15 protein-coding genes are annotated in these 21,861 nt (G+C 33.9%); 7 read left to right on the top strand and 8 right to left on the bottom strand.

The genetic code is table 11. The annotated features are described in order from the left end of the window. Positions 1–30: 30 nt before the first annotated feature. On the bottom strand, positions 31–714 hold the full coding sequence (locus ASE40_RS02825; RefSeq protein ID WP_057115282.1) for a ComF family protein: 684 nt from the start codon (positions 712–714) through the stop codon (positions 31–33). 98 nt (positions 715–812) lie between these two features. On the opposite strand from ASE40_RS02825, the gene ASE40_RS02820 reads away from it, so the two are divergent. From ASE40_RS02820 to ASE40_RS02800, 5 genes are all read left to right on the top strand, one after another. Beyond that, on the top strand, positions 813–2,354 hold the full coding sequence (locus ASE40_RS02820) for a glycine--tRNA ligase (RefSeq protein ID WP_057115281.1): 1,542 nt from the start codon (positions 813–815) through the stop codon (positions 2,352–2,354). 277 nt (positions 2,355–2,631) lie between these two features. Continuing rightward, on the top strand, positions 2,632–3,450 hold the full coding sequence (locus tag ASE40_RS02815; protein ID WP_057115280.1) for a LytR/AlgR family response regulator transcription factor: 819 nt from the start codon (positions 2,632–2,634) through the stop codon (positions 3,448–3,450). Positions 3,451–3,625: 175 nt separating this feature from the next. Next, on the top strand, positions 3,626–3,877 hold the full coding sequence (locus ASE40_RS02810) for a hypothetical protein (RefSeq protein ID WP_057115279.1): 252 nt from the start codon (positions 3,626–3,628) through the stop codon (positions 3,875–3,877). Between the two features lie 94 nt (positions 3,878–3,971). Beyond that, on the top strand, positions 3,972–6,029 hold the full coding sequence (locus ASE40_RS02805) for a tetratricopeptide repeat-containing sensor histidine kinase (protein WP_057115278.1): 2,058 nt from the start codon (positions 3,972–3,974) through the stop codon (positions 6,027–6,029). Continuing rightward, positions 6,019–6,717 carry a response regulator gene (locus ASE40_RS02800; RefSeq protein ID WP_057115277.1) on the top strand — a complete coding sequence of 233 codons (699 nt, stop codon included), beginning with the start codon at positions 6,019–6,021 and terminating at the stop codon, positions 6,715–6,717. Before ASE40_RS02805 ends, ASE40_RS02800 begins: the two co-directional genes overlap by 11 nt. 92 nt (positions 6,718–6,809) lie before the next feature. On the opposite strand, the gene thiL is transcribed toward ASE40_RS02800, so the two are convergent. Beyond that, entirely contained in the window at positions 6,810–7,856 is a 1,047-nt protein-coding gene (gene thiL / locus ASE40_RS02795) for a thiamine-phosphate kinase (protein WP_057115276.1), read from the bottom strand. An 89-nt stretch (positions 7,857–7,945) separates the two neighbouring features. Then, positions 7,946–11,998 carry a T9SS type B sorting domain-containing protein gene (locus tag ASE40_RS02790; protein WP_082586733.1) on the bottom strand — a complete coding sequence of 1,351 codons (4,053 nt, stop codon included), beginning with the start codon at positions 11,996–11,998 and terminating at the stop codon, positions 7,946–7,948. A gap of 279 nt (positions 11,999–12,277) precedes the next feature. On the opposite strand from ASE40_RS02790, the gene ASE40_RS02785 reads away from it, so the two are divergent. Beyond that, positions 12,278–12,757 carry a DinB family protein gene (locus ASE40_RS02785; protein ID WP_057115274.1) on the top strand — a complete coding sequence of 160 codons (480 nt, stop codon included), beginning with the start codon at positions 12,278–12,280 and terminating at the stop codon, positions 12,755–12,757. A 48-nt stretch (positions 12,758–12,805) separates the two neighbouring features. Here the strand turns inward: ASE40_RS02785 and ASE40_RS02780 are convergent, their stop codons facing one another. The 5 genes from ASE40_RS02780 to ASE40_RS02760 form a co-directional block, all read right to left on the bottom strand. Beyond that, a complete protein-coding gene (locus ASE40_RS02780) occupies positions 12,806–13,765 on the bottom strand; it encodes a helix-turn-helix transcriptional regulator (protein WP_057115972.1) in 960 nt (319 codons plus the stop codon). Between the two features lie 118 nt (positions 13,766–13,883). Further along, on the bottom strand, positions 13,884–14,501 hold the full coding sequence (locus ASE40_RS02775) for an outer membrane beta-barrel protein (protein WP_057115273.1): 618 nt from the start codon (positions 14,499–14,501) through the stop codon (positions 13,884–13,886). 262 nt (positions 14,502–14,763) lie between these two features. Further along, on the bottom strand, positions 14,764–16,560 hold the full coding sequence (lepA, locus tag ASE40_RS02770) for a translation elongation factor 4 (protein WP_057115272.1): 1,797 nt from the start codon (positions 16,558–16,560) through the stop codon (positions 14,764–14,766). Positions 16,561–16,721: 161 nt separating this feature from the next. Further along, entirely contained in the window at positions 16,722–17,423 is a 702-nt protein-coding gene (locus ASE40_RS02765) for an NUDIX hydrolase (RefSeq protein WP_057115271.1), read from the bottom strand. Positions 17,424–17,476: 53 nt separating this feature from the next. Further along, positions 17,477–18,193, bottom strand: coding sequence for an NUDIX hydrolase (locus tag ASE40_RS02760; protein WP_057115270.1), 717 nt, complete (start codon positions 18,191–18,193; stop codon positions 17,477–17,479). 577 nt (positions 18,194–18,770) lie between these two features. On the opposite strand from ASE40_RS02760, the gene ASE40_RS02755 reads away from it, so the two are divergent. Beyond that, positions 18,771–21,857 (top strand): SusC/RagA family TonB-linked outer membrane protein, encoded by a 3,087-nt coding sequence (locus ASE40_RS02755; protein WP_057115269.1) that lies wholly within the window; start codon positions 18,771–18,773, stop codon positions 21,855–21,857. The last annotated feature ends 4 nt before the right edge of the window (positions 21,858–21,861 follow it).

Raw genomic sequence — 21,861 nt, 5'->3', positions numbered from 1 at the left:
GAATTTGGATTTTTTTATTGAAATTTTACGCTAAGAGTTCGCCATCGCCATGCAGACAATACTAATTTTTGCTCCTGGAATTTTTAGTAATGCTCTAGAACAAGCTTCGAGTGTTGCGCCAGTTGTCAGGACATCATCAACAATTAGAAAATGTTTATTCTGATTTTCTTCTGTTAAAACTGCATCAAAAATATTTTCGAGATTTTCAGATCTTCCCAAAAGATTCTTTTTAGATTGGGTTTTAGAATATTTTTTTCGGTATAAAACCGAATCGTTATAAGGAATTTTTAAGCCTTCGGCTAAAGCCTTTCCAAAGGTTGTAACCTGATTATAACCACGTTCCTTAAATTTTTTTGGATGTAAAGGAACTGGAATTACAGCATCAAAAGGAATTTCCAATTGAATTTCTTTTAAATCTTCGGCATACCAGTTTCCTAAAACAGTTCCAATTTCTTCATGACCTTTATATTTTAGGTTGTGAATTAATTCCTGAACCATTCCCTTTTTATTAAAATATAAGAATGTCGAAGCAAATTGAATATCAATCTTTCCGTAAAACTTTTTTACAGCTTGATTTTTTGGGTCTAAATGATATTGAGTAAGAGGCATTTCGTGACGGCAGGAAGTACAGAAAACAATTTCATTCTGCAGTAAAATAGCTCGGCATCCATCACAGACTTTAGGGAAAAATAGATTTATTAGGTAATTAATCACAAAAAGAGAGATTTTATTTACAAAAGTAACAAAATCAATACTTCAATCTTTATTATTTTTCTTTTTTTTAAAGGTACTTTTTATATTTTTGCATCACTATGGCAAAACAAGAAGATATATTTAAGAATGTGGTTTCGCACGCAAAAGAGTACGGATTTATTTTTCCGTCAAGCGAAGTTTACGACGGACTGAGTGCTGTTTATGATTATGCACAAAATGGTGTCGAATTAAAAAAGAATATCCGTGAATATTGGTGGAAATCAATGGTTCAGATGAATGAGAATATTGTCGGCCTTGATGCTGCGATATTAATGCATCCAACAACTTGGAAAGCTTCTGGACACGTTGATGCATTCAATGATCCATTAATTGATAATAAAGATTCTAAAAAAAGATATAGAGCTGACGTTTTGGTTGAAGATCATGCTGAAAAAATTCACCAAAAAGCACAAAAAGAAATTGACAAAGCAAAAGCTCGTTTTGGCGATGCATTCAACGAACAAGAATTTGTAACTACAAATGCTCGTGTAATTGAATATTTAGCTAAAGAAAAAGAAATCAGAGAGCGTTTAGGTCGTTCTTTAGGAAACGGAGATTTAGCTGATGTTAAAGCTTTGATCGAAGAATTAGAAATTGCTGATCCTGAGACTGGTTCTAAAAACTGGACAGAGGTAAAACAATTTAACTTAATGTTCGGAACAAAACTTGGAGCTTCTGCAGAAAACGCAATGGATTTATACTTACGTCCAGAAACGGCGCAGGGTATTTTCGTTAACTTTTTAAATGTTCAGAAATCTGGTCGTATGAAAGTTCCTTTCGGAATTGCTCAAACGGGTAAAGCTTTCAGAAATGAAATTGTGGCAAGACAATTTATTTTCCGTATGCGTGAATTCGAACAAATGGAAATGCAGTTTTTTGTACGTCCAGGAGAAGAAATGAAATCATACGAATACTGGAAAGAAACTCGTTTGAAATGGCATTTATCTTTAGGGCTAGGAAAAGAAAATTACCGTTTTCACGATCACGAAAAATTAGCGCACTACGCAAATGCGGCAGCGGATATCGAATTTAATTTCCCATTCGGATTTAAAGAATTGGAAGGAATTCACTCTCGTACAGATTTCGATTTAAAAGCTCACGAAGAATATTCTGGACGAAAATTACAATATTTCGATCCTGAACTAAACGAAAACTATGTTCCTTATGTAGTAGAAACATCTGTTGGTTTAGATCGTATGTTCCTGGCTGTTTTTGCAACTTCACTAAAAGAAGAAACATTAGAAGACGGTTCTACAAGAACAGTTTTAAAATTGCCGTCAGTTTTAGCGCCAACAAAAGCAGCAGTATTGCCTTTGGTTAAAAAAGATGGTCTGCCAGAAGTTTCAAGAAAAATCATTGAAGATTTGAAATGGGATTTCAATGTGGCATATGATGAGAAAGATGCTGTAGGACGTCGTTACAGAAGGCAAGATGCTTTAGGAACGCCATTCTGTATTACAGTAGATCACCAGACGATTGAAGACGAAACAGTAACAATTCGTCATAGAGATACTATGAAACAAGATCGTGTAAAAATTACTGAATTAAGAGCTATTATTGAAAATGAAGTTTCGATGAAAAACTGGTTAATGAAAATGTAATCTTTACATGTTATACTCTAGATCCCAAATTCCGTCCCGAAACCTCGGGAGAATTTGGGATTTTTGATTTTAAAAAACAGGTATTTTATCGATCTTTTTTGCATTTCAACTTTATGTATCAACATTTTGGTGTAATGTGTTAACAATGAAATGATTAAAATATTTAAATCCGTAATTTTAAATGCGGATAAATGCCAAAACCAAACTTTTCTTCATTACATCAAATTGAATTTTTTTGAGTATGACTGCGAAGTAAGAAAATCAACAAAACCAAAAATTGAAGAAGTATTCGTATATCATAATTGACGATGATGCTGAAAGTGTGTTGAAAACCAAAACAACCGCTGCAGGTTTTTCAGAATTATCTTTTACCGCATCGGCGTCAAATTTTCAAGATGGTTTAAATTTGATTTTAGAAAATAAACCTGCTTTGGTTTTCCTAGAAATTGAACCTAAAGATTTATCAAGCCAATTATCTCTTGCTTTTATCAGCGAGCTGCATCGATTTTTTCAAGAAATTCCCAAAATTATCGTTACCACTAATCAAAAAGACAAGGCTTTTGAAGCCATTCAATATAATGTATTCGATTATCTTTTAAAACCTGTTGCCCACCTAGACCTCCTAAAGACAGTTTTGAAGCTTAAAAAAGCAAATTTAGAGTCAAAAACTCCGCCTTTTATAGAAGAACCAACTTCTATTGTAATTGACAATGTAAATAATGTAACGATTCCTCAAAACGTTGAAAAGCCATTAACGATTTGTATTAAATCTTATGGAGATTATCGATATTTAAACGCAGCTGACATCTGTTACTTTCAGGCTGATAATAATTCGACCGATATTTATTTGAATACTGGCGAAATGATTACAGCATTTAAAACGTTAAAGCATTTTGAAAGTGTTTTAACGTATCCTTTTATTCGTATTCATAATAGTTATGTAATTAATAGAAATTACATTTCGAGAATTCATAGCGGAAACTCAATCTGTTACATAAAAAACTCTTCCAAAAAGATTCCTTTTTCTAAAACATACAAAGCAAATGTCGACTTGATAATTGCTGATTTTGCTGCAGGAAATTACTTAGAAATCTAAAAACCAGATGTTTACACAGATTTGCTATCCGTTGACTATCAATTGGGTATGATCTACCACAAACTCAATTTTTTATATAAATTTTTTTCGATTCTGGTGTTAGTTTTACACTCTGATTCACAGCAATTGTGATTCATTCTCCAAAAATTAGACAAACATTAAAAAACCTCAGGTCATGAAAAAAACAGCGTTGACAATCGGATTATTCTCTTTAGTAATGGCAATTGCTTCTTTTGCTAAACCAGAAACTCAAACTTATTTAGCAGTTAAAGATACTATTATTAATTTGCCTATTGATGGTGGTGCAGCAGGTGGAGTACTTAAAAAACCAGATCGTTTTGCTTTGAATACTGAATCATCTAAAACTAGAAATTTAAATTTTGCTAGTGTAAATCAATCTGTTGGAAATGATAAAAAAGTAGATTAAGCTACATTCAAAATAAATATTTAAAGCTGCCAGGATTGGCAGCTTTTTTTTGTGTCTAAAGTTTTAGTATTTTTGGTAAAACTCAAAAATACAATTGAAAGAAATAAGTAAAATAACATTGATAATACTCTTAGTTTTGTTGGGATGTACCAATAAAACAGGTTCAAATGATGATGCAATTTCTTCAATAGATAGTCTTCCTGTCTATCTTTCTCTGGCAAACGAGAATAATATTCCTCTTAAATTCAAACAAAATTATAATCTTAAGGCACTAAATATAATTTTAAGTCAGAAAGATGACTCACTTAATAAAGTAAATCTCTTCAAGGTTGCCAATCGTTATTATAATATGAGTGATTGGAAAGCGTATTTCAATACTACAAAGTTAATTCTTGAACGCTCAGAAAAATCAAAAGATTCAGTAAATATGGCTAAGGCCTATACGTACTTAGGAGATTATTATTTATCTCAATCTATTTCTGATAGTGCTTTTATGAATTATTATAAAGCGGAGAAAACTTATTTAAAAATAAACGATCAATTAAATTTGGCGAAAACATTTTTAAATAAAGCTAATTTACAATACAATGAAGGTGATTTTTTTGAAAGCGAAATAGCCGTTTTTAAGACTTTAAGTATTTTGAAAAAGCAGAAGAATGTAAATGAGCTTTTATATGAGAGTTACAATTTATTGGGAGTATTATACAATGAAAGGGAAGAATATAAAAAGGCTTTAGAGTTTCAGAATAGCGCATTAGAGATTCTCCAAGATAAAACTATACCAGCAGAACTTCAATATAAAGCGGCCTCATTAAATAACATTGGTTTCATATATATGAATATGGGCAATTATAAACAGGCTAAAAGCTTCTTCGAAGATGCATTGAAACAGAAAAATCTTTTTGAAGACAGAGCTAGTTTATATGCAATTTTGCTTGATAATCTAGGGTATACTAAATTCAAATTGAATGATTCGGAACAATTGCCAAACCTGTTTTATGAATCACTTAAAATTAGAGATAGTCTTGATTTAGTTTCTGGTGTAGTGTCCTGTAAAATTCATTTGTCTGAATATTTTGCTTTCCATAAAGACACTGCTAAAGCATTAGATTTATCCAAACAGGCTTTGATACTTTCCCGCACAACTACCAAGTTTGTCAATACACTAGAGGCTCTTAAACAAACTGCAGTCGTTGATCCTAAAAATGCATCCATTTATTCTAAAGAGTACATTCGACTTAACGATCAGATGTTGAAAGCAGAGCGTAAGATGGGAGAAAAATTCTCTCGTATCGAATACGAAACCAACGAGATAAAAGACCAAAACTCCAATCTTCAAGAAAAAAATAAAACCTTGGTTTATGTCTTTAGTATTTGTACATTGCTCGGATTGTTTTTTTACGTTTATAAAACACAGCAGGCTAAAAACCGTGAATTAATTTTTAAACAGCAGCAGCAGATTGCGAATGAAGACATTTATAATATGATGATCTCACAGCAAAATGAAATTGAGCTGACTAGAATTAAGGAAAAGAAAAAAGTTGCGCAGGAATTACATGATGGGGTTTTAGGCCGTATGTTTGGAATTAGAATTAGTTTGGACAGTTTGGATAAGGTTGATGAAGTTGAAGCGGCGTCTAAAAGAAAAAAGTATTTAGCAGAACTTAAAAATATTGAACAGGATATTCGAGAAATTTCTCATGATTTGAATAGGGAAAAATCAGAATTAATTAATAATTTTGTTGCTATCCTAAATAAACTATTTGAAGATCAGAGAAATACGTATAGCTCAAAATTGATAACTTCTTTTGATCCTAATATCAAATGGGAATTAATAAGCAATATTGTCAAAATCAATTTATACCGAATAATTCAAGAAGGACTTCAAAATTGTAATAAATATGCAAAGGCAGATATTATTAAAGTGGAGTTTGAAATTGAAAATGATAATTTGATTTTAACTATCGCAGATGATGGAGTCGGATTTAATACTAAAAAAACCAAAAATGGAATTGGTTTGCATAATATAGAATATAGAGCAACAGAATGTAAGGGGACAGTTACCATAAAATCTGCCAAATCGGAAGGAACCGTCCTTATTGTAAAAATCCCAATAGATCCAAATAATAACCTGCAATATAATGACATTTGATTTAACAGCTCCAGTTCCGGAATTGGTTCAAAAAAATATTCTAATAGTAGATGATCATCCATTTATTATTGAAGGATACAAAAATGCAATAACGCGTTACAAACCAAAACAATATGAATTTTTAATTTCACAAGCACATGATTGTCGATCAGCTTATGATATAATTGAAAGTAATGACACGCCTGCATTTGATATTGCTTTTTTAGATATCAGCATGCCGGCTTATGAAGAAAAAGAAATTTTTTCGGGCGAAGATCTGGCGAAACTGATTTTAAACAAAATGCCTTCTTGCAAGATTGTTCTGCTTACGATGTATACTGAACTTCTAAAAATTAAAACAATTATTAGAACAATTCAGCCCAATGGTCTAATAATTAAAAACGACCTTACTTTTGAAGAATTGCTTTTGGCATTTGATAAAGTAATGAAGAGCGAAAAATATTACAGTCAATCGGTCGTTAAAATGCTGAATCAATCGACTCATAATGCTATCGAAATTGATCAGTATGATAAACAGATATTAGTTCATTTATCAAAAGGAGCGAGTATTAATGAGATGCTTCAAAATATTCCAATCTCTTTAAATGCAATTGAAAAAAGAAAAAAACATCTGAAAGAACTGCTCAAAATTAGAAGCGGATCTGACGAAGATTTGATTAAAGAAGCTAGAAGCAAAGGGCTTTTCTAAAAAAATGAAATTCCAAAAATAAAAAATTCCAAATCCCATTATGTTGATCGGTAGTGGAATTTGGAATTTTTTATTTGGAATTTTTCAAAAATTTATTCGGTCAAAGCATCCCATCCGCGCGCTTTTAAAGGGATTTTGGTATTGGCACGAGTTACAAGATGTATTCCTTCATTTTCCTCCGTCATATGTCCGATAACAGAGAAATTCGGGTTTCCTTTTATTTTGTCAAAGTCATTAATATCAATTGTAAATAAAAGTTCATAATCTTCACCGCCATTTATAGCAACAGTTGTGCTGTCGATATTAAATTCTTCGCAGGTAGAAATAAACTGAGGATCTAGCGGCAGTTTATCTTCATATAAATTACATCCTACTTTTGATTGTTTACAAATATGAATAATCTCAGACGAAAGCCCATCCGAAATATCGATCATAGCAGTTGGTTTAATATCTAAAGCATGGAGCAGTGTTCGAACATCTTTTCGGGCTTCTGGTTTTAACTGACGCTCCACTAAATAAGTGTACGGATCTAAATCTGGCTGATTGTTTGGATTAACCTGGAAAACCTGTTTTTCACGTTCCAAAACCTGAAGTCCCATATAAGCGGCACCAAGATCTCCCGTTACAACCAGTAAATCGGTTTGTTTAGCTCCATTTCTGTAAACCAATTCGTTTTCATCAGCTTCGCCAATTGCAGTGATACTGATAATTAAACCTTTTTGAGATGAGGTTGTATCACCTCCAATAACATCCACTTTATATTCTTTTGCAGCATGTGTAATTCCAGCAAACAACTCTTCTAGAGCTTCAAGTGGAAAACGATTTGAAACCGCCACAGAAACTGTAATTTGAGTTGGTTTTGCATTCATGGCGCAAATGTCAGAAACATTTACCACAACAGATTTGTAACCTAAATGTTTTAAAGGCATGTAAGCCAAATCAAAGTGAACGCCTTCTATTAATAAATCGGTCGAAACTACAACTTTTTTGTCTTTAAAATCAAGAACAGCTGCATCGTCGCCTATACTCTTTAATGTTGATTCCTGAGTAACATCAAAATTTTTGGTTAAATGTTCAATTAAGCCAAATTCGCCCAATTGAGCTATACTAGTTCTTTGTTGATTTTTATCTTCAATCATTTTTTTAAGGTACAAAGGTTTTTAAGTTGCAAAGGTACAAAGTTGAGGGCTTAATAACTATAAACGAAGTTTTTTTCTCTTTCCAGTAATTATCGTTTCATGCTAAAATGAGCTTTGAATTCTTGAATCATACCATTTTGTGTATAAGTAACCCGAAACCAATAATCAGAAGAAGGAAGCGGACTGCCGTCAAAATTACCATCCCAGCCAGCACCAGACGGCTTAATCATTTTTAGTAATTTGCCATAACGGTCGTAAATCGTGATGACCGCCTCTGGCTGATAAGCGAGATCTGGGATATTCCAAGTGTCATTGTACCCATCGTTGTTTGGGGTAAAAAATTTAGGATATTTAAGCACTTTGGCAAATAAAATAAGGTTGTCACAATTGGCTTTTATGTCTCTTATTGTAATAGCGTGCTCTCCCGAGTCAACATTCTGAAATATATTGCTGGTTTGAAAATCACCATCGTCCAGCTGATATTCATAAGTTCCGAAACCGTTAGTGAGGTTTACAATGATATCAATATTATCTTCAAATTCATCTGACACGGTTACGGTTGCAATTGCCGGACTGGATTTTTCGACAATTACAGTAGCTGGATTATAACCGCAGTCGTTACCAACATCGGGTATGTTTTTAACGGGTACAACGGTATACGTTCCGTCCTGAATAGCGGTATAAGTTGGTCCTGTGCCTACTTTATTTCCGTTAAAATACCACCCTACAGTATAATCGGTTGAAGTGATTCCTGAATTCAATTGTGCTGAATGCTGTAATGTTCCCGTTTGATAATCAACACAAATGACTCCGTTCTGTACAGAGAAATTTTTTAACGGATAAATGGTAATATAAAAATCATCCTGAGCAAAACAGCTGGAATTTGTGGCAGAGGCTGCGTAGATATACATTTTTTGACTCGTACTTATTTTTTGTCCTGCCGCATATTGAGTTCCCCCAGTGTTGGGTTCGCTGTAATAATTTCCCAAAGTTAAAGGAGGCAAAGTATAACTTTCGCAAATGGCAACATCAGGAGTGCTGGCCAATACAGGAGTTTGGGAAATCGTAACTGAAAAATTTTTCTCACTAACGCAGGTCAGACGTGTACCGCTAACAGCATATACATAAACAGTCTGCGAGGTTGTTAAAATAGTTCCAACCGAAATAACAGCGCCTTTTCCTCCTGGCTGTGCATAATAGTTTCCCAATTGTAACGGAGGCAATGTATAACTGTCGCAAACATTTATATTGCTGAAACTGCCAACATCAATTCCGTTGTAATTAACTTTGAAAAACGTTTCATTACTGCAAGATGTAAAATTGGGCCATTCGTTATAAATATAAATGGTTTGTGTTGTGTTAATAGCCGTTCCTTCAGCAATCTGGGTTCCCAAACCATTTGGTCCTCCCGTGGCTGTATAATATTTTCCATTTTTTAGTTTCGGAAGTTTAAAATCGGTGCAGGTAACTACATCAGTAAAACTATCAACAAGAGGAAGAGGTCTGATTTCGATAGTAAAACTATGCTCATTTGTACATTCAGGCCCTACCGAAAAAACATAGATAGTTTGTGTTGAGGTAATAATATCGCCTGCTTTTAATGCGGTACCTCCACCATTGGTTTTTGTAAAATAGTTACCATTTGTCAATGGAGGCAAAACATATCTTGCACATTCGAGTCTGTTGGCAGGAGTATCTACTAATGGAAGCGGTTTTATAGTAATAACATATTTGAGATTTTCTGTACAGTTGGGCGAAGTTGTAGTAGCAGCATAATAATATACGGTTTGCGAACTGGTAATAACAGTTCCAGCTGGAATGTTTTTTCCCTGACCACCAGGATTTTCGTAATAACCGCCAATGGCAACGGGAGGCAGCGTAAAACTTCCGCATTGCGAAATAGGAACAAAAATTGGAGAATTGACAATATCGATTTTAAAAGAATGTTCATCGGTACATCTCCCGTCATTTGCAAAAACAAATATTGTTTGACTCGAAGTTATTTGGTCTCCCGCCTTTAGGGCTCTTCCTAAACCTCCTGATAATGTAAAGTAATTTCCGTTTGCCAAGACTGGTAATGTGTATGAATCGCAAGTTACTACATTGGCAGGTTTATCTATTGCGGGTAAAGGATAGACTGTAAAAGGTACCGCTATGTCGCGACACACCGCTCCATTAATTACCGCATAATAATAAATAGTCTGACTGCTTGTAAATACAGTGCCTTCTGGAATAGCATTTCCTTGTCCTTCTGGCTGAGTGAAAAAACCACCCGCAGGTAACTGTGGAACAACATATTGACCGCATGCTTCTTTTTTAAAACCAATTTCATAGATTAGGGTTACATTAAAGCTGGTCTCATTGGTACAGTTATTTGTCGTGGGACCTTGATAAATATAGTAACGGCCTCCTTTCGTAATAACATCTCCAGCATTTAATTTAGTTCCCGTTCCATTTGGAGCTGTATTATATGTACCGTTTGAAATTGGCGGCAATGTATAGCTGTTACAGGCAATAACATTCGGAATAGTATCTACTGGCGGCAGCGGGTTAATAAGTATACTGAAACTGACTGTTGTGTAACAAACCGAGTTCGCAATATTTTCAATTCGTACCCAGATAGTTGTCGAAGATTGAGTAGACGTAGTAAATGTTTTCGGTTCGGCAATATTATTTCTGGCATTGTTAGCGTCTATTTCGCTGTTATAATACCTAATTCTATATTCGGAAACATTTAATCCGTTTAGAATGATTGGTTCCTGAGTAGTTAAATCAACAGTTATATTTTTAGAAATATTATCGCAGACCTTTAAGTCGGGTGGTTTTACAACATTGATTGGAGCGGTTGTCAATAAATTAAATGAAATTATATTGTTGCAAAAAAAGGTTTTGTCATAAACAGGCACCACTTTTATGTATATGGTTTGGTTACCAGAACTTATAAAAGATTTTAATTGATTTTCTGGTATCATTGGTCCGTTCGCATTGGCAGAAGCTAAGGAATCAAAATAATAAATAGTGTGTTTAGCCGGATCAATACCTAATGAAGTTAGATTATTCTGGGTTAAATCATATTGATAAGAACCAGTTGCACTGTAACAGGCCGTTAAGTTTTGGGGAGTTTTAATAATTAACTCGTTAACTACAACTTCGTCTTTAACCACACAACCAGAAAGTGTTGCCGTAACTCCATACGTTCCTGCTTTATTGACTGTCAAAGAATTCGTGGTTTCATTAGGAATTACCGTTCCATTTAATGTCCATGTATAAGCAAAATTTTCTGCAAGATCGGATTTGATTGTAATTTTTTCACCTTGACAAAGTGTTCTGTCGGGGCCTAAATCCATTGTTGTCATAAAACTGCCGCCTTTTATAAAAACTGCCGAATCATAATTACTGTCGTTGTAATCGCCAATAGCAAGTTTTATGCGATAAGTTCTGTTTGGAATCACCGTTGAAGAAGCCGTTAAAACTTTCGTCTCACCTCTCATATTGATGGACGACTGAGATGGATTCGCAACATTATAACGATCAAATAAATTAGCATTGGCAGATAAACACGACGAATTATACTGCTGATCTCTAATGTTTTTAACTGAAACTGGAGTATTTGTTCCCGGCAGAACGGCAAGATTTGTTGAAATTCCCGTTGTTAAATCAGTCAGTATGAAAGCAAAAACGTCACTGAATCCGCATTGAAATTCACCATATTCATTGGACGCAAAAAGAAAATCAAAACTGAAATTACTTGACAGCGGTGTAAAATCAAATTGAAGAAAACTGACATCTGTTACAGGTACAACTTGTCCGTTATTATCGCTGATAATCTGTAGATCACTATCAGTAGCATTGTTCAGCTGGCTGCTTTCATTAGTACCGCTGTATGATCCTTCTGTATATTTGGCGATTCCGTTTCTTATAATGATTCCGCTTGAAATAGGAAAGTTTGGATTTGTGCTTGTGAATTTACCGATACCTTGATGTGACGAGAATTTAAAATTACTTTCGTTTGAACAGCCATTTTGCATTAATTCTGCTCGTACCAGTTCAGGTATGCCCAAAGTTGTAGTGTCGACTACGATTCCTTGTGATGAAGATAGGGTCGAATACAATAATAAAAGTAGAAGTAGAGCATATCTCATAATTCATATTCTATTTGTTCGGTTATTAAAGTTACGAAATTATTTCTTTATAAATTTTTGATTGTCAGTATTTTATGGTTATTTGTGAGTGATTGAACAAAAATGTGTGATAATTTTAATTTTTGTTAAATTCGAAAAAAATAAACAATTGATGAATCTCATTGTATGGTTAAAGAATGAATAATAGAATATTTTTAAAAATATTTTTTCCTGCTGACAAACTGTTGTCACCAACCCATTTTACTTTTGAAGTATTAAAAATATTTAAACTTTAAAACCATGAAAACACTAGAAGCACAAGTTATTACATCAGAAGATTTATTGAAACACTGGCAAGGACACCGCGCTCTTACACGTCGATTAATTGAACTTTTTCCTGAGAAAGATTTCTTTGAATTTTCAATTGGAGGTATGCGCCCTTTTGCCAAATTAGTGGATGAACTTTTGGCTATAGCAGTTCCAGGACTTAAAGGAATTGTAACGAAACAAACCGAAGCATTTTCGGAAGGATCAGAAAAATTGATTTTTAAAGCACAATATCTTCAAAAATGGGACGAAGCGACAGAAGAAATAAATAAATATTGGGAACAATTAGCAGTCGAAGATTTCAGCGAAACTTTTAATTTGTTTGGGCAGTATGAATTTCCAGTCATTCAGAATATTTTGTATTTCATTGATAATGAAGTGCACCACCGTGGACAAGCTTATGTATATTTAAGAGCTTTAAACATTGAACCGCCATTTTTCTGGGAAAGATAAATATTCAAATTAAAAAAACTCCTGATGATAATTCTTTCAGGAGTTTTTTTATAAAAGTCTTTTTTTGTTGATTTCCAAAAGTTCTAGAACTTTAGTTTTTAATATTTGGGGCTCCAGGATTTCTGCATAATCTCCAAACATAAGAAACCATCTTGGAAAACCATTTTCGATATCACGGCACATAAAATGCATTTCGATTTTATCACCTATTTCTTTTTCTGAAACAAAGCCATGATATTTTCTTTCATGGGTCAAATATCTTGCGATTTTTTTTTCAATTAAGATTCTCACTTTTGTCGTAGGACAAGTTTCCGTTTTAGTCAAATAAGTTTCCAATGCATCGTGTTCAATAGTAAAATCAAATTCGGTTTTTTTGATTTCCTGAATGCGATCGGTTCTAAACTGGCGATAATCTTTTCGCAAATGGCAATAACCTAGAAAATACCAATTATTATTATCATGAAAAACCCCAACGGGTTCTAGATTTCGCTGTGTTGTTTCCTCTTTATCAAAAGTTTTGTAGGTTAAAAGAATTTGTTTTTTCTCTGCAATTCCTTCAAAAAGAACAGCCAGTGTATTCGGAGAATTGTCATTAAACATTGGCTCCGCAGTCTGCATAACTACCCTTGATTCAATGTTGGACAGCCAGTCTTTGTCTGCACTTCTTAAAACCGACTTGAGTTTGTACATCGCCGATGCGTGATGTGTTCCCAAAGAAGGATCTGTAAATTTCTGCATTAGTTTTTCGGCAGCAATAAAACTGCTTATTTCTTCTCGCGTAAACATTACGGGCGGAAGTCTGTAACCTTCCATTAATGCATAGCCTACTCCTGCTTCACTATAAATAGGAACCCCAGAAGCTTCAAGCGTTCTAATATCCCTGTAAATAGTTCGTAAACTACAGTCAAAACGGTCTGCCAGTTCTTGTGCCTTTACAATCTTTTTTGACTGTAATTGAATAAGAATCGCAACAATTCGGTCAAATCGTTTTGGAGTTTCGTCGAGCATTTTTTCTTTTAAGTTCAAAAGTTCAGATGCTCAAAGTTACAAAGGTTTAGGGTTTAAAGAAATAAAAAAGCTGTCCCAAATTGAGACAGCTTTTTTATAAGTAAATAGCAGGAAAGAATTAAAATCTATATAAAAGACCAAATTGAGGTTGGTCAAAAATATTTTCAAATAAATTAATATTTAATTGGAAAGTATCAGATGAAGGACCATTTTCTGGAGAAACACTGTTGTAAGACAGCATATTTGCTAATACAAAAGTTACAGCAATATTTTTGGTTACAAAATAATTTAATCCCACAGTGATATCAGCAGTTAAACTGTTGTCAGTATCGCTTCCAACATTTGGTATATCTGTTTTGTTTCTTCCAAATCCTAAACCAGCTTCAGCATAAGTTTTTAAACGTTTTTTATCCAATTCCAAGAAATAGTAACGTGCAAAAGCTCCAACCCCAAATACATTAGTTTCTACTTGAGTCGTTTCTACTTTGTTGCTAGAATAGTTTAATTTTGCTCCTACAGCAAATTTATCATTTAATAAGTACCCAAATTTTGGACTAAAACCATAATAATCTGCATCACCGCCTGTGCTAATTTTGATAGAACCTTCTAAGAACATATCACCGCTTTGAAAGGTTACTCCCTTTGCTGAGTTCATTTCCGAATCAACTTCTTCTTGTTGTGCATTAGCAAATGAGAAAGTTAACATCGATAAAAGAATAAAAAATTTAGTTTTCATAATAATAATTTTAAGTTGTAAGATTAAAGTTATATTTTAAAATCTAGAATTTTTAAAATCTAAATCGAATGCATCAATAATGAATCAATAGAGTTAAAAAAGATGTAATTTTATAAGTATTTACTTGTTTAATTATGGCCTAAAATTTAAGTTTTCAGGTGTCAATCTGAGTGTTTACTGAGAATTAATTCTTAAAAAATAAAAAACCCGATAACAAAAGTTATCGGGTTAATCTATATTCTCTATTCTATTTTCTAAAAAACTAGTCGTTCAGTTTCAAAACAGCCATAAATGCTTCTTGCGGAATCTCAACGTTTCCTACCTGACGCATACGTTTTTTACCTTTTTTCTGTTTTTCCAGTAATTTACGCTTACGCGAAATATCTCCACCGTAACATTTTGCGGTAACGTCTTTACGAAGTGCTTTAATTGTTTCACGAGCAATAATTTTTGCTCCAATTGCAGCTTGAATCGGAATATCAAATTGTTGTCTCGGGATTAACTCACGTAGTTTCTCGGTCATTTTTTTACCGATATTGTAGGCATTGTCTTCGTGGATTAATGCAGAAAGTGCATCGACAGTTTGTGCATTTAATAGAACGTCCAGTTTAACTAATTTCGACGTACGCATCCCGATAGGAGAGTAATCGAAAGAAGCATACCCTTTAGAAACTGTTTTTAAACGATCGTAAAAATCGAATACAATTTCCGCCAAAGGCATGTCAAAATTTAATTCAACACGTTCTGTTGTTAGGTAAGTTTGATTCGTAATTAAACCACGTTTTTCAATACATAAACTCATTACGTTTCCTACGAAATCAGCTTTTGTAATAATAGTAGCTTTTATATAGGGTTCTTCAACTCTGTCCAGTTTTGAAGGTTCTGGTAAATCTGATGGGTTGTTTACAATTAAAGGAGTTTCTGGATCTTTTTTGGTGTAAGCCAAATACGAAACGTTAGGAACTGTTGTAATTACAGTCATATCAAACTCACGCTCTAAACGCTCTTGGATAATTTCCATGTGAAGCATTCCTAAGAATCCGCATCGGAAACCAAATCCTAAAGCTGCAGAACTTTCAGGCGTAAAAACAAGCGAAGCATCATTCAATTGCAATTTTTCCATAGAAGAACGCAAATCTTCATAATCTTCAGTATCAACAGGATAAATTCCAGCAAATACCATCGGTTTTACATCTTCAAAACCAGTAATCATATTAGTTGTAGGCAATTTGGCATCAGTCAGCGTGTCGCCAACCTTTACTTCTTTTGCTTCTTTAATTCCAGAAATCAAATAACCAACGTCGCCGGTAGAAATTACATTTTTAGGAACTTGATTTAATTTTAAAGTTCCAATTTCATCAGCAAAATATTCATTATCAGTTGCCATGAATTTAATTTTCTGACCTTTCCTGATTTCACCATTTACAACTCTAAAGATTACTTCGATACCACGAAACGGATTGTAAACCGAGTCAAAAATCAAAGCCTGTAAAGGTTCGTCTGGATTTCCTTTAGGTGCAGGAATTTTTTCGATAATAGCAGCAAGAATGTTCTCAACACCAAAACCAGTTTTTCCAGAAGCATGAATAATATCTTCTAATTTACAACCTAATAAATCGATAATATCATCACTAACTTCTTCTGGATTGGCACTTGGCAAATCGACTTTGTTTAAAACCGGAATAATTTCCAAGTCATTTTCAAGTGCTAAATATAAATTTGAAATCGTTTGTGCCTGAATACTTTGAGCAGCATCAACAATTAATAAAGCTCCTTCGCAGGCTGCGATAGATCTCGAAACTTCATACGAAAAATCTACGTGACCAGGAGTGTCAATTAAATTCAAGATGTATTCTTCCCCTTTATAAGTATATTCCATCTGAATGGCATGACTCTTAATGGTAATTCCACGCTCACGCTCCAGGTCCATGTTGTCAAGCAATTGTGCTTTTTCCTCACGAGCTGTAACGGTTTGTGTTGCGCTTAATAATCTGTCCGCCAATGTACTTTTACCGTGGTCAATGTGTGCAATAATGCAAAAGTTACGTATCTTCTTCATTTTTATATATCAGTTCTCTTAACGAGTTTAAGTATTTTTGGGTATAAATAACACTAAAGCAATAGCTTTAAAGCATGTTATTAAGGCGCAAAGATAGCGCAAAGTTTTGGATTCTGGAATGTTGATCTGCGATAGTTGATAGTTGTGAATTAAAAAGAAGCCTAAAATTCAAAATTGAATCCTTTTTCTGTTAATTTCTTGTACATTTCAGCATCAAATTTATAAAGTTTAGCTGCTCTGTGCGAAACGTCTTTTTGTTTTTCGTCGAGTTCTGTCAGCAGTTTCATGTGAAGAATTTTTCGTCTGAAATTCGATTTATCCAATTCAATTCCTAAAATTTCTTCGTACAAATGCATCAACTGCAATAACGTAAATTTTTCTGGAAGTAAATTGAAACCAATCGGAGCCTGACGAACGCGATTTCGCAGCTGCAGTAAGCTAAAATCTAGAATTTCGTTATGGTCAAAAATCAAATCTGGAATTTCATTTATTTTATACCATTTGGCTTCGATAACTCTTAAACTGGCTTTAATATTATAATCTTCTCGATTGACTAAAGTATAGTAACCAATGGTAACAACACGTCTTTCCAGAACACGTCTCGGGTTTGTAAAAGCTTTTAACTGCTCCAAATAAATATTTTCGAGACCCGTAAGTTCTTGTAGAATACGCTGGGCAGCATCATCTGCACTTTCGTCTATTTGAAGCCATCCGCCAAGAAGTCCCCATTTTCCTTTACTTTCACCTTGGGCATGCTGCACCAAGAGAACTTCGAGACTCTCTTTATTAAATCCGAAGAAAACACAGTCAATTGTGATTCCGTCTACGGCTGGTTTGTGATGATTAGTAGTTGTTTCTGTCAATTTTATTGTTGTGTTTCGAAGTGCAAAAAGTATTTTTATATCTCAATTGAAAATCAGAATTCAAAATTGAAACCTTTCTCCGTTAATTTCGTGTAAATTTCTGGATCAAACTTGTACAATTGAGCCGCTCGATGTGAAACGTCTTGTTGTTTTTCGTCTAAAGCTGCCAAAAGTTTCATGTGAAGAATTTTTCTCCTAAAATTCGGTTTGTCCATCTCGATTCCTAAAATTTCCTCATAGAGCTGCATTAACTGTAATAAAGTAAATTTTTCAGGTAATAAATTAAATCCAATTGGAGTCTGGCGAACTTTATTTCGAAGGTGTTTCAAGCTATACGCCAAAATCTCATTATGATCATAAATCAAATCTGGAATACTGTTTATTTTGTACCATTTAGCATCCGAAGCTGTAAAACCTGCTTTAATATTGTAATCTTCTCTTTTGACCAAAGCATAATAACCAATCGTAATTACTCGTCTCAGCGGAAAACGATCTGGATCGCCAAATGCTTTCAGCTGTTCCAAATAGATATTATCCAGCCCAGTAAGTTCGTTCAATAAACGGTGTGCAGCATCATCTGTGCTTTCTTTTTTATAAATCCATCCCCCAGGAAGACCCCATTTTCCCTTACTGATTCCTTCTCCATGCTGTACCAAAAGCACCTCGAGACTGCCTTTGTCAAAACCAAAAATGACACAGTCAATCGTGATCGCATTCATGGCACTTTGTTCGTTTTTTGGAACAGTTCTGTCATCTACATTTTCAACCATATTCGAGATAAATTTTGACAAATTAAATAAATAAAATGATTATTAGCCTTCTTAAAAGCTTTATATTTTTTTTAACGAAACAAGATTTTGATAATCAGTGAATTAAAAATGTGCTAAAAAATGTATTAAAATACTCTAATTCTTAAATGACTGATTGTCAATTTTATAAAACGTTGATTTTTCTATATTTTTTATTTCAATTTTATTTCTCTTTTTACAGCATTGATAAAAATGAAATCGTATTTATTAGAATAGAAAAAAAATAACCCTAATATTTTGTTAATATAGAAAATTTGTTTTACACTTGTAGTCAAATTTACCATAAGATAAATTCAAATTGACTATAAGTAAAAAAGGCAAAGCTACAACTTAACTTAAACTTACCACAAATGTTTTTTTAGAAATTGATTTTTAATCGATTTTGATGTTTAAAAATAGCTGCTTATAGTCTGCAAGTACTAAATGTTGGAGATGAGATTCAGGCCCTCATTTTAGGCATGACCTGCTTGGGAAGTTTTCCAGATTTCTCTTAGGGTAAAAATTACTAACTATAACTTAAACTTAATCAATTCTTACTATGAAAAGCAAAAATTGTATTACAACAAAGCTTCCATATTTTATGGCGGTGCTGCTTAGCGTATTTATGATGCAGTTTGGATTTGCACAAGAATCCAAAACTGTAAGTGGAACAATCACTTCTGCCGAAGACGGATTTGGAGTTCCCGGAGCAACTGTACAAGTACAGGGAACAAAATCGAGTACTGTTACCGATTTTGATGGAAAATATAAAGTAGAAGCTAAAACAGGAGATGTTTTAGTGATCACTTTCGTGGGATTTAAAACACAAAAAATTACTGTTGGCGCTCAGAAAGTTGTCAATTTAGTGCTGCAGCCAGAAACTGCAGAACTTAAAGAAATTGTAGTAATTGGTTATGGTACTCAAAAGAAGAAAGTGAATACAGCTGCAACTTCTTTGGTATCTGGAAAAGACATTCAGCAAGTGGCGAGTCTTGATGTTGTAAATGCTTTACAAGGTCAGGCTTCTGGAGTTTCTGTAACTTCTTCTTCTGGTCAGCCTGGTGCGAATATGGTGGTAAATATTCGTGGTGCAGGTACAGCAGGAAACAGTGATCCGCTTTATGTTGTTGATGGTGTTGTAGTAGATAACGGAATTGGATACTTAGATCCTTCTGTTATTGAAAGGGTTGACGTTTTAAAAGATGCTTCTGCGGCTTCTATCTATGGAGCAAGAGCAGCAAACGGAGTTATCTTGGTTACAACTAAAAAAGGAAAAGATGGTAAAATGAATGTGTCTTTCAGTTCTTACACAGGTTTTCAGCAGATTGCAAAAAAACTGGATTTGATGAATACACAAGAATATACAACAATTATGAACGAAGCTCGTGTAAATTCTGGATATGCTCCATTATACACGAAAGAGCAAATTGCTGCATTTCCTAATCATGACTGGCAGAAAGATTTGTTTAATGAAGGTGCAATGAAACAAAATCACTCCCTTTTGATTACTGGTGGTGACGAAAAATCTACAATTGCAACTGGTTTATCGTACTATGGACAAGAAGGTATGATTGGCGGAGCAAATAATCAATCTCAATACGATCGTGTAACTTTTACTGTAAACTCTACTTCAGAAGTTATTAAAGGATATTTGAAAATTGGTGAAAACTTCACTTTATCAAACATTAAATCAAGCGGTGTTGCAGATGATGGAATTTACAGCAACGCAATTAGAAGCTTCTTAAATGCTGCTCCAATTGATGCAGCGTATGATGCAAATGGAGATTTTGCAAGTTCAATTATCTCTGCAGATATTAGTAATCCAGTTGGATCTTTATACTATAACAACTTCAATCAAACAAAAACAAACCGTTATGTAGGTAATATTTTTGCTGAATTGAAATTTGCCAAAAACTTTACTTTCAGAACCAGTTATGGTGTTGATATGACAGATAGTAACTACCGTTCTTTCAGACCTGTTTATTCTCTTTCTTCAAATGATAATAATACAGTTTCTAGTGTTACTCAAAGCTCAACAAAATCGATGGGATGGATTTTTGAGAATACACTTCAATACAAATTCAACATTGCTTCTGCTCATAATTTTGATGTGTTAGTGGGTACTTCTGCTAAAAAGAACACTGCAGATTACATGGAAGGACAAGGAAGAAACTTAATTTTTGATGATTTCGAACATGCTTATTTGGATAATGCAAAAGATCCAACATCAAATGTGGTAAAAGGAAACCGTAGAGATTACGCTATTCAATCGTACTTCGGACGTTTATTGTACGATTATGATAATAAATATTTATTCTCAGCTACAGTGCGTCGTGACGGATCTTCAGAATTTGGTCCAGACAACAAATATGCTATTTTCCCATCGTTCTCTGCTGGTTGGAATTTAGACAAAGAAGCTTTCTTTAAAGAAAATAAAGTATTAAATACTTTCAAATTAAGAGCAAGCTGGGGACAAAATGGTAACGATCAATTTGCAAGAAGATTTGCTTATATGTCGGTTGTAAACTCAACAGATAAAACGTATCATTTTGGAACAGGTGACGAAACTTTATTAGTAGGTTCAAGCCCAGATCAGTTAGCAAATAGAAACTTAAAATGGGAAACTTCTGAGCAGTTGGATTTAGGTTTTGATGCTACTTTATTTACCAACTTTACTTTAACTTTCGATTACTATGATAAGAAAACGAAAGACTGGTTAGTTCTTGCTTCTATCCCGGCTTATGCTGGAGCTACCGCACCTTATATTAATGGTGGAGATGTGAGTAATAAAGGTTTTGAGATTGGATTGGCTTATCGTACACGTTTTGGAAAAGATTGGAATTTCGGAATCAATGCAAACCTTTCTCGTAACCAAAACGAAGTATTACGAATTGCAAACAACGAAGGAATCATTCACGGAGAATCAAATGTTTTATTCCAAGGTTTAGACGAAATGAACCGTGTTGAGGTGGGTAAACCAATGGGTTATTTCTACGGATTAAAAACAGCTGGAATTTTCCAAAATGCAGCAGAAGTTGCAGCTGGAGTTCAGCCAAATGCACAACCTGGAGATGTTCGTTTTGTAGATTTGAACACTGACGGAAAAATTGATGCAAATGATAAAACACAAATCGGAGATCCAAACCCAGATATTAACTACGGTGTTAATTTAGAATTATCATATAAAGCTTTTGATTTATCTATTAATACTTATGGTACTGCTGGAGGACAAAACGTTTTTGGAATTCACGATTATACTCGTGCCTACACAAACAACACTACAGATGTTTTAAACAGATGGACAAGCGAAGGAACTTCAAACACAGTTCCAAGAGTAACATACGGAACAGATGATAATGGTAACTATACTAAATTCTCTGATTTGTATATTCAGGATTCAGATTTCTTCAGAATTAAAAATGCTACAATTGGATGTGATTTGACAAAGTTAACAGACAAGTTGAAATTCTTCTCTAAATTCAGATTGTACGTTGCAGGAAATAACATTTACACATTCACGAAGTACAAAGGAATGGATCCAGAAATTGGTTTCGGAAACGTAAATCAATCTTGGGCTAAAGGAATTGATGTTGGATATTATCCGCAGCCAAGAACCTACATGATGGGTCTAAATGTTAACTTTTAAATTT

This window comes from Flavobacterium sp. Root935, from assembly GCF_001429295.1.
Taxonomy (GTDB): domain Bacteria; phylum Bacteroidota; class Bacteroidia; order Flavobacteriales; family Flavobacteriaceae; genus Flavobacterium.
Note: the sequence above shows the minus strand (reverse complement) of the source record. Positions and strands in the feature narration are given on the sequence as shown.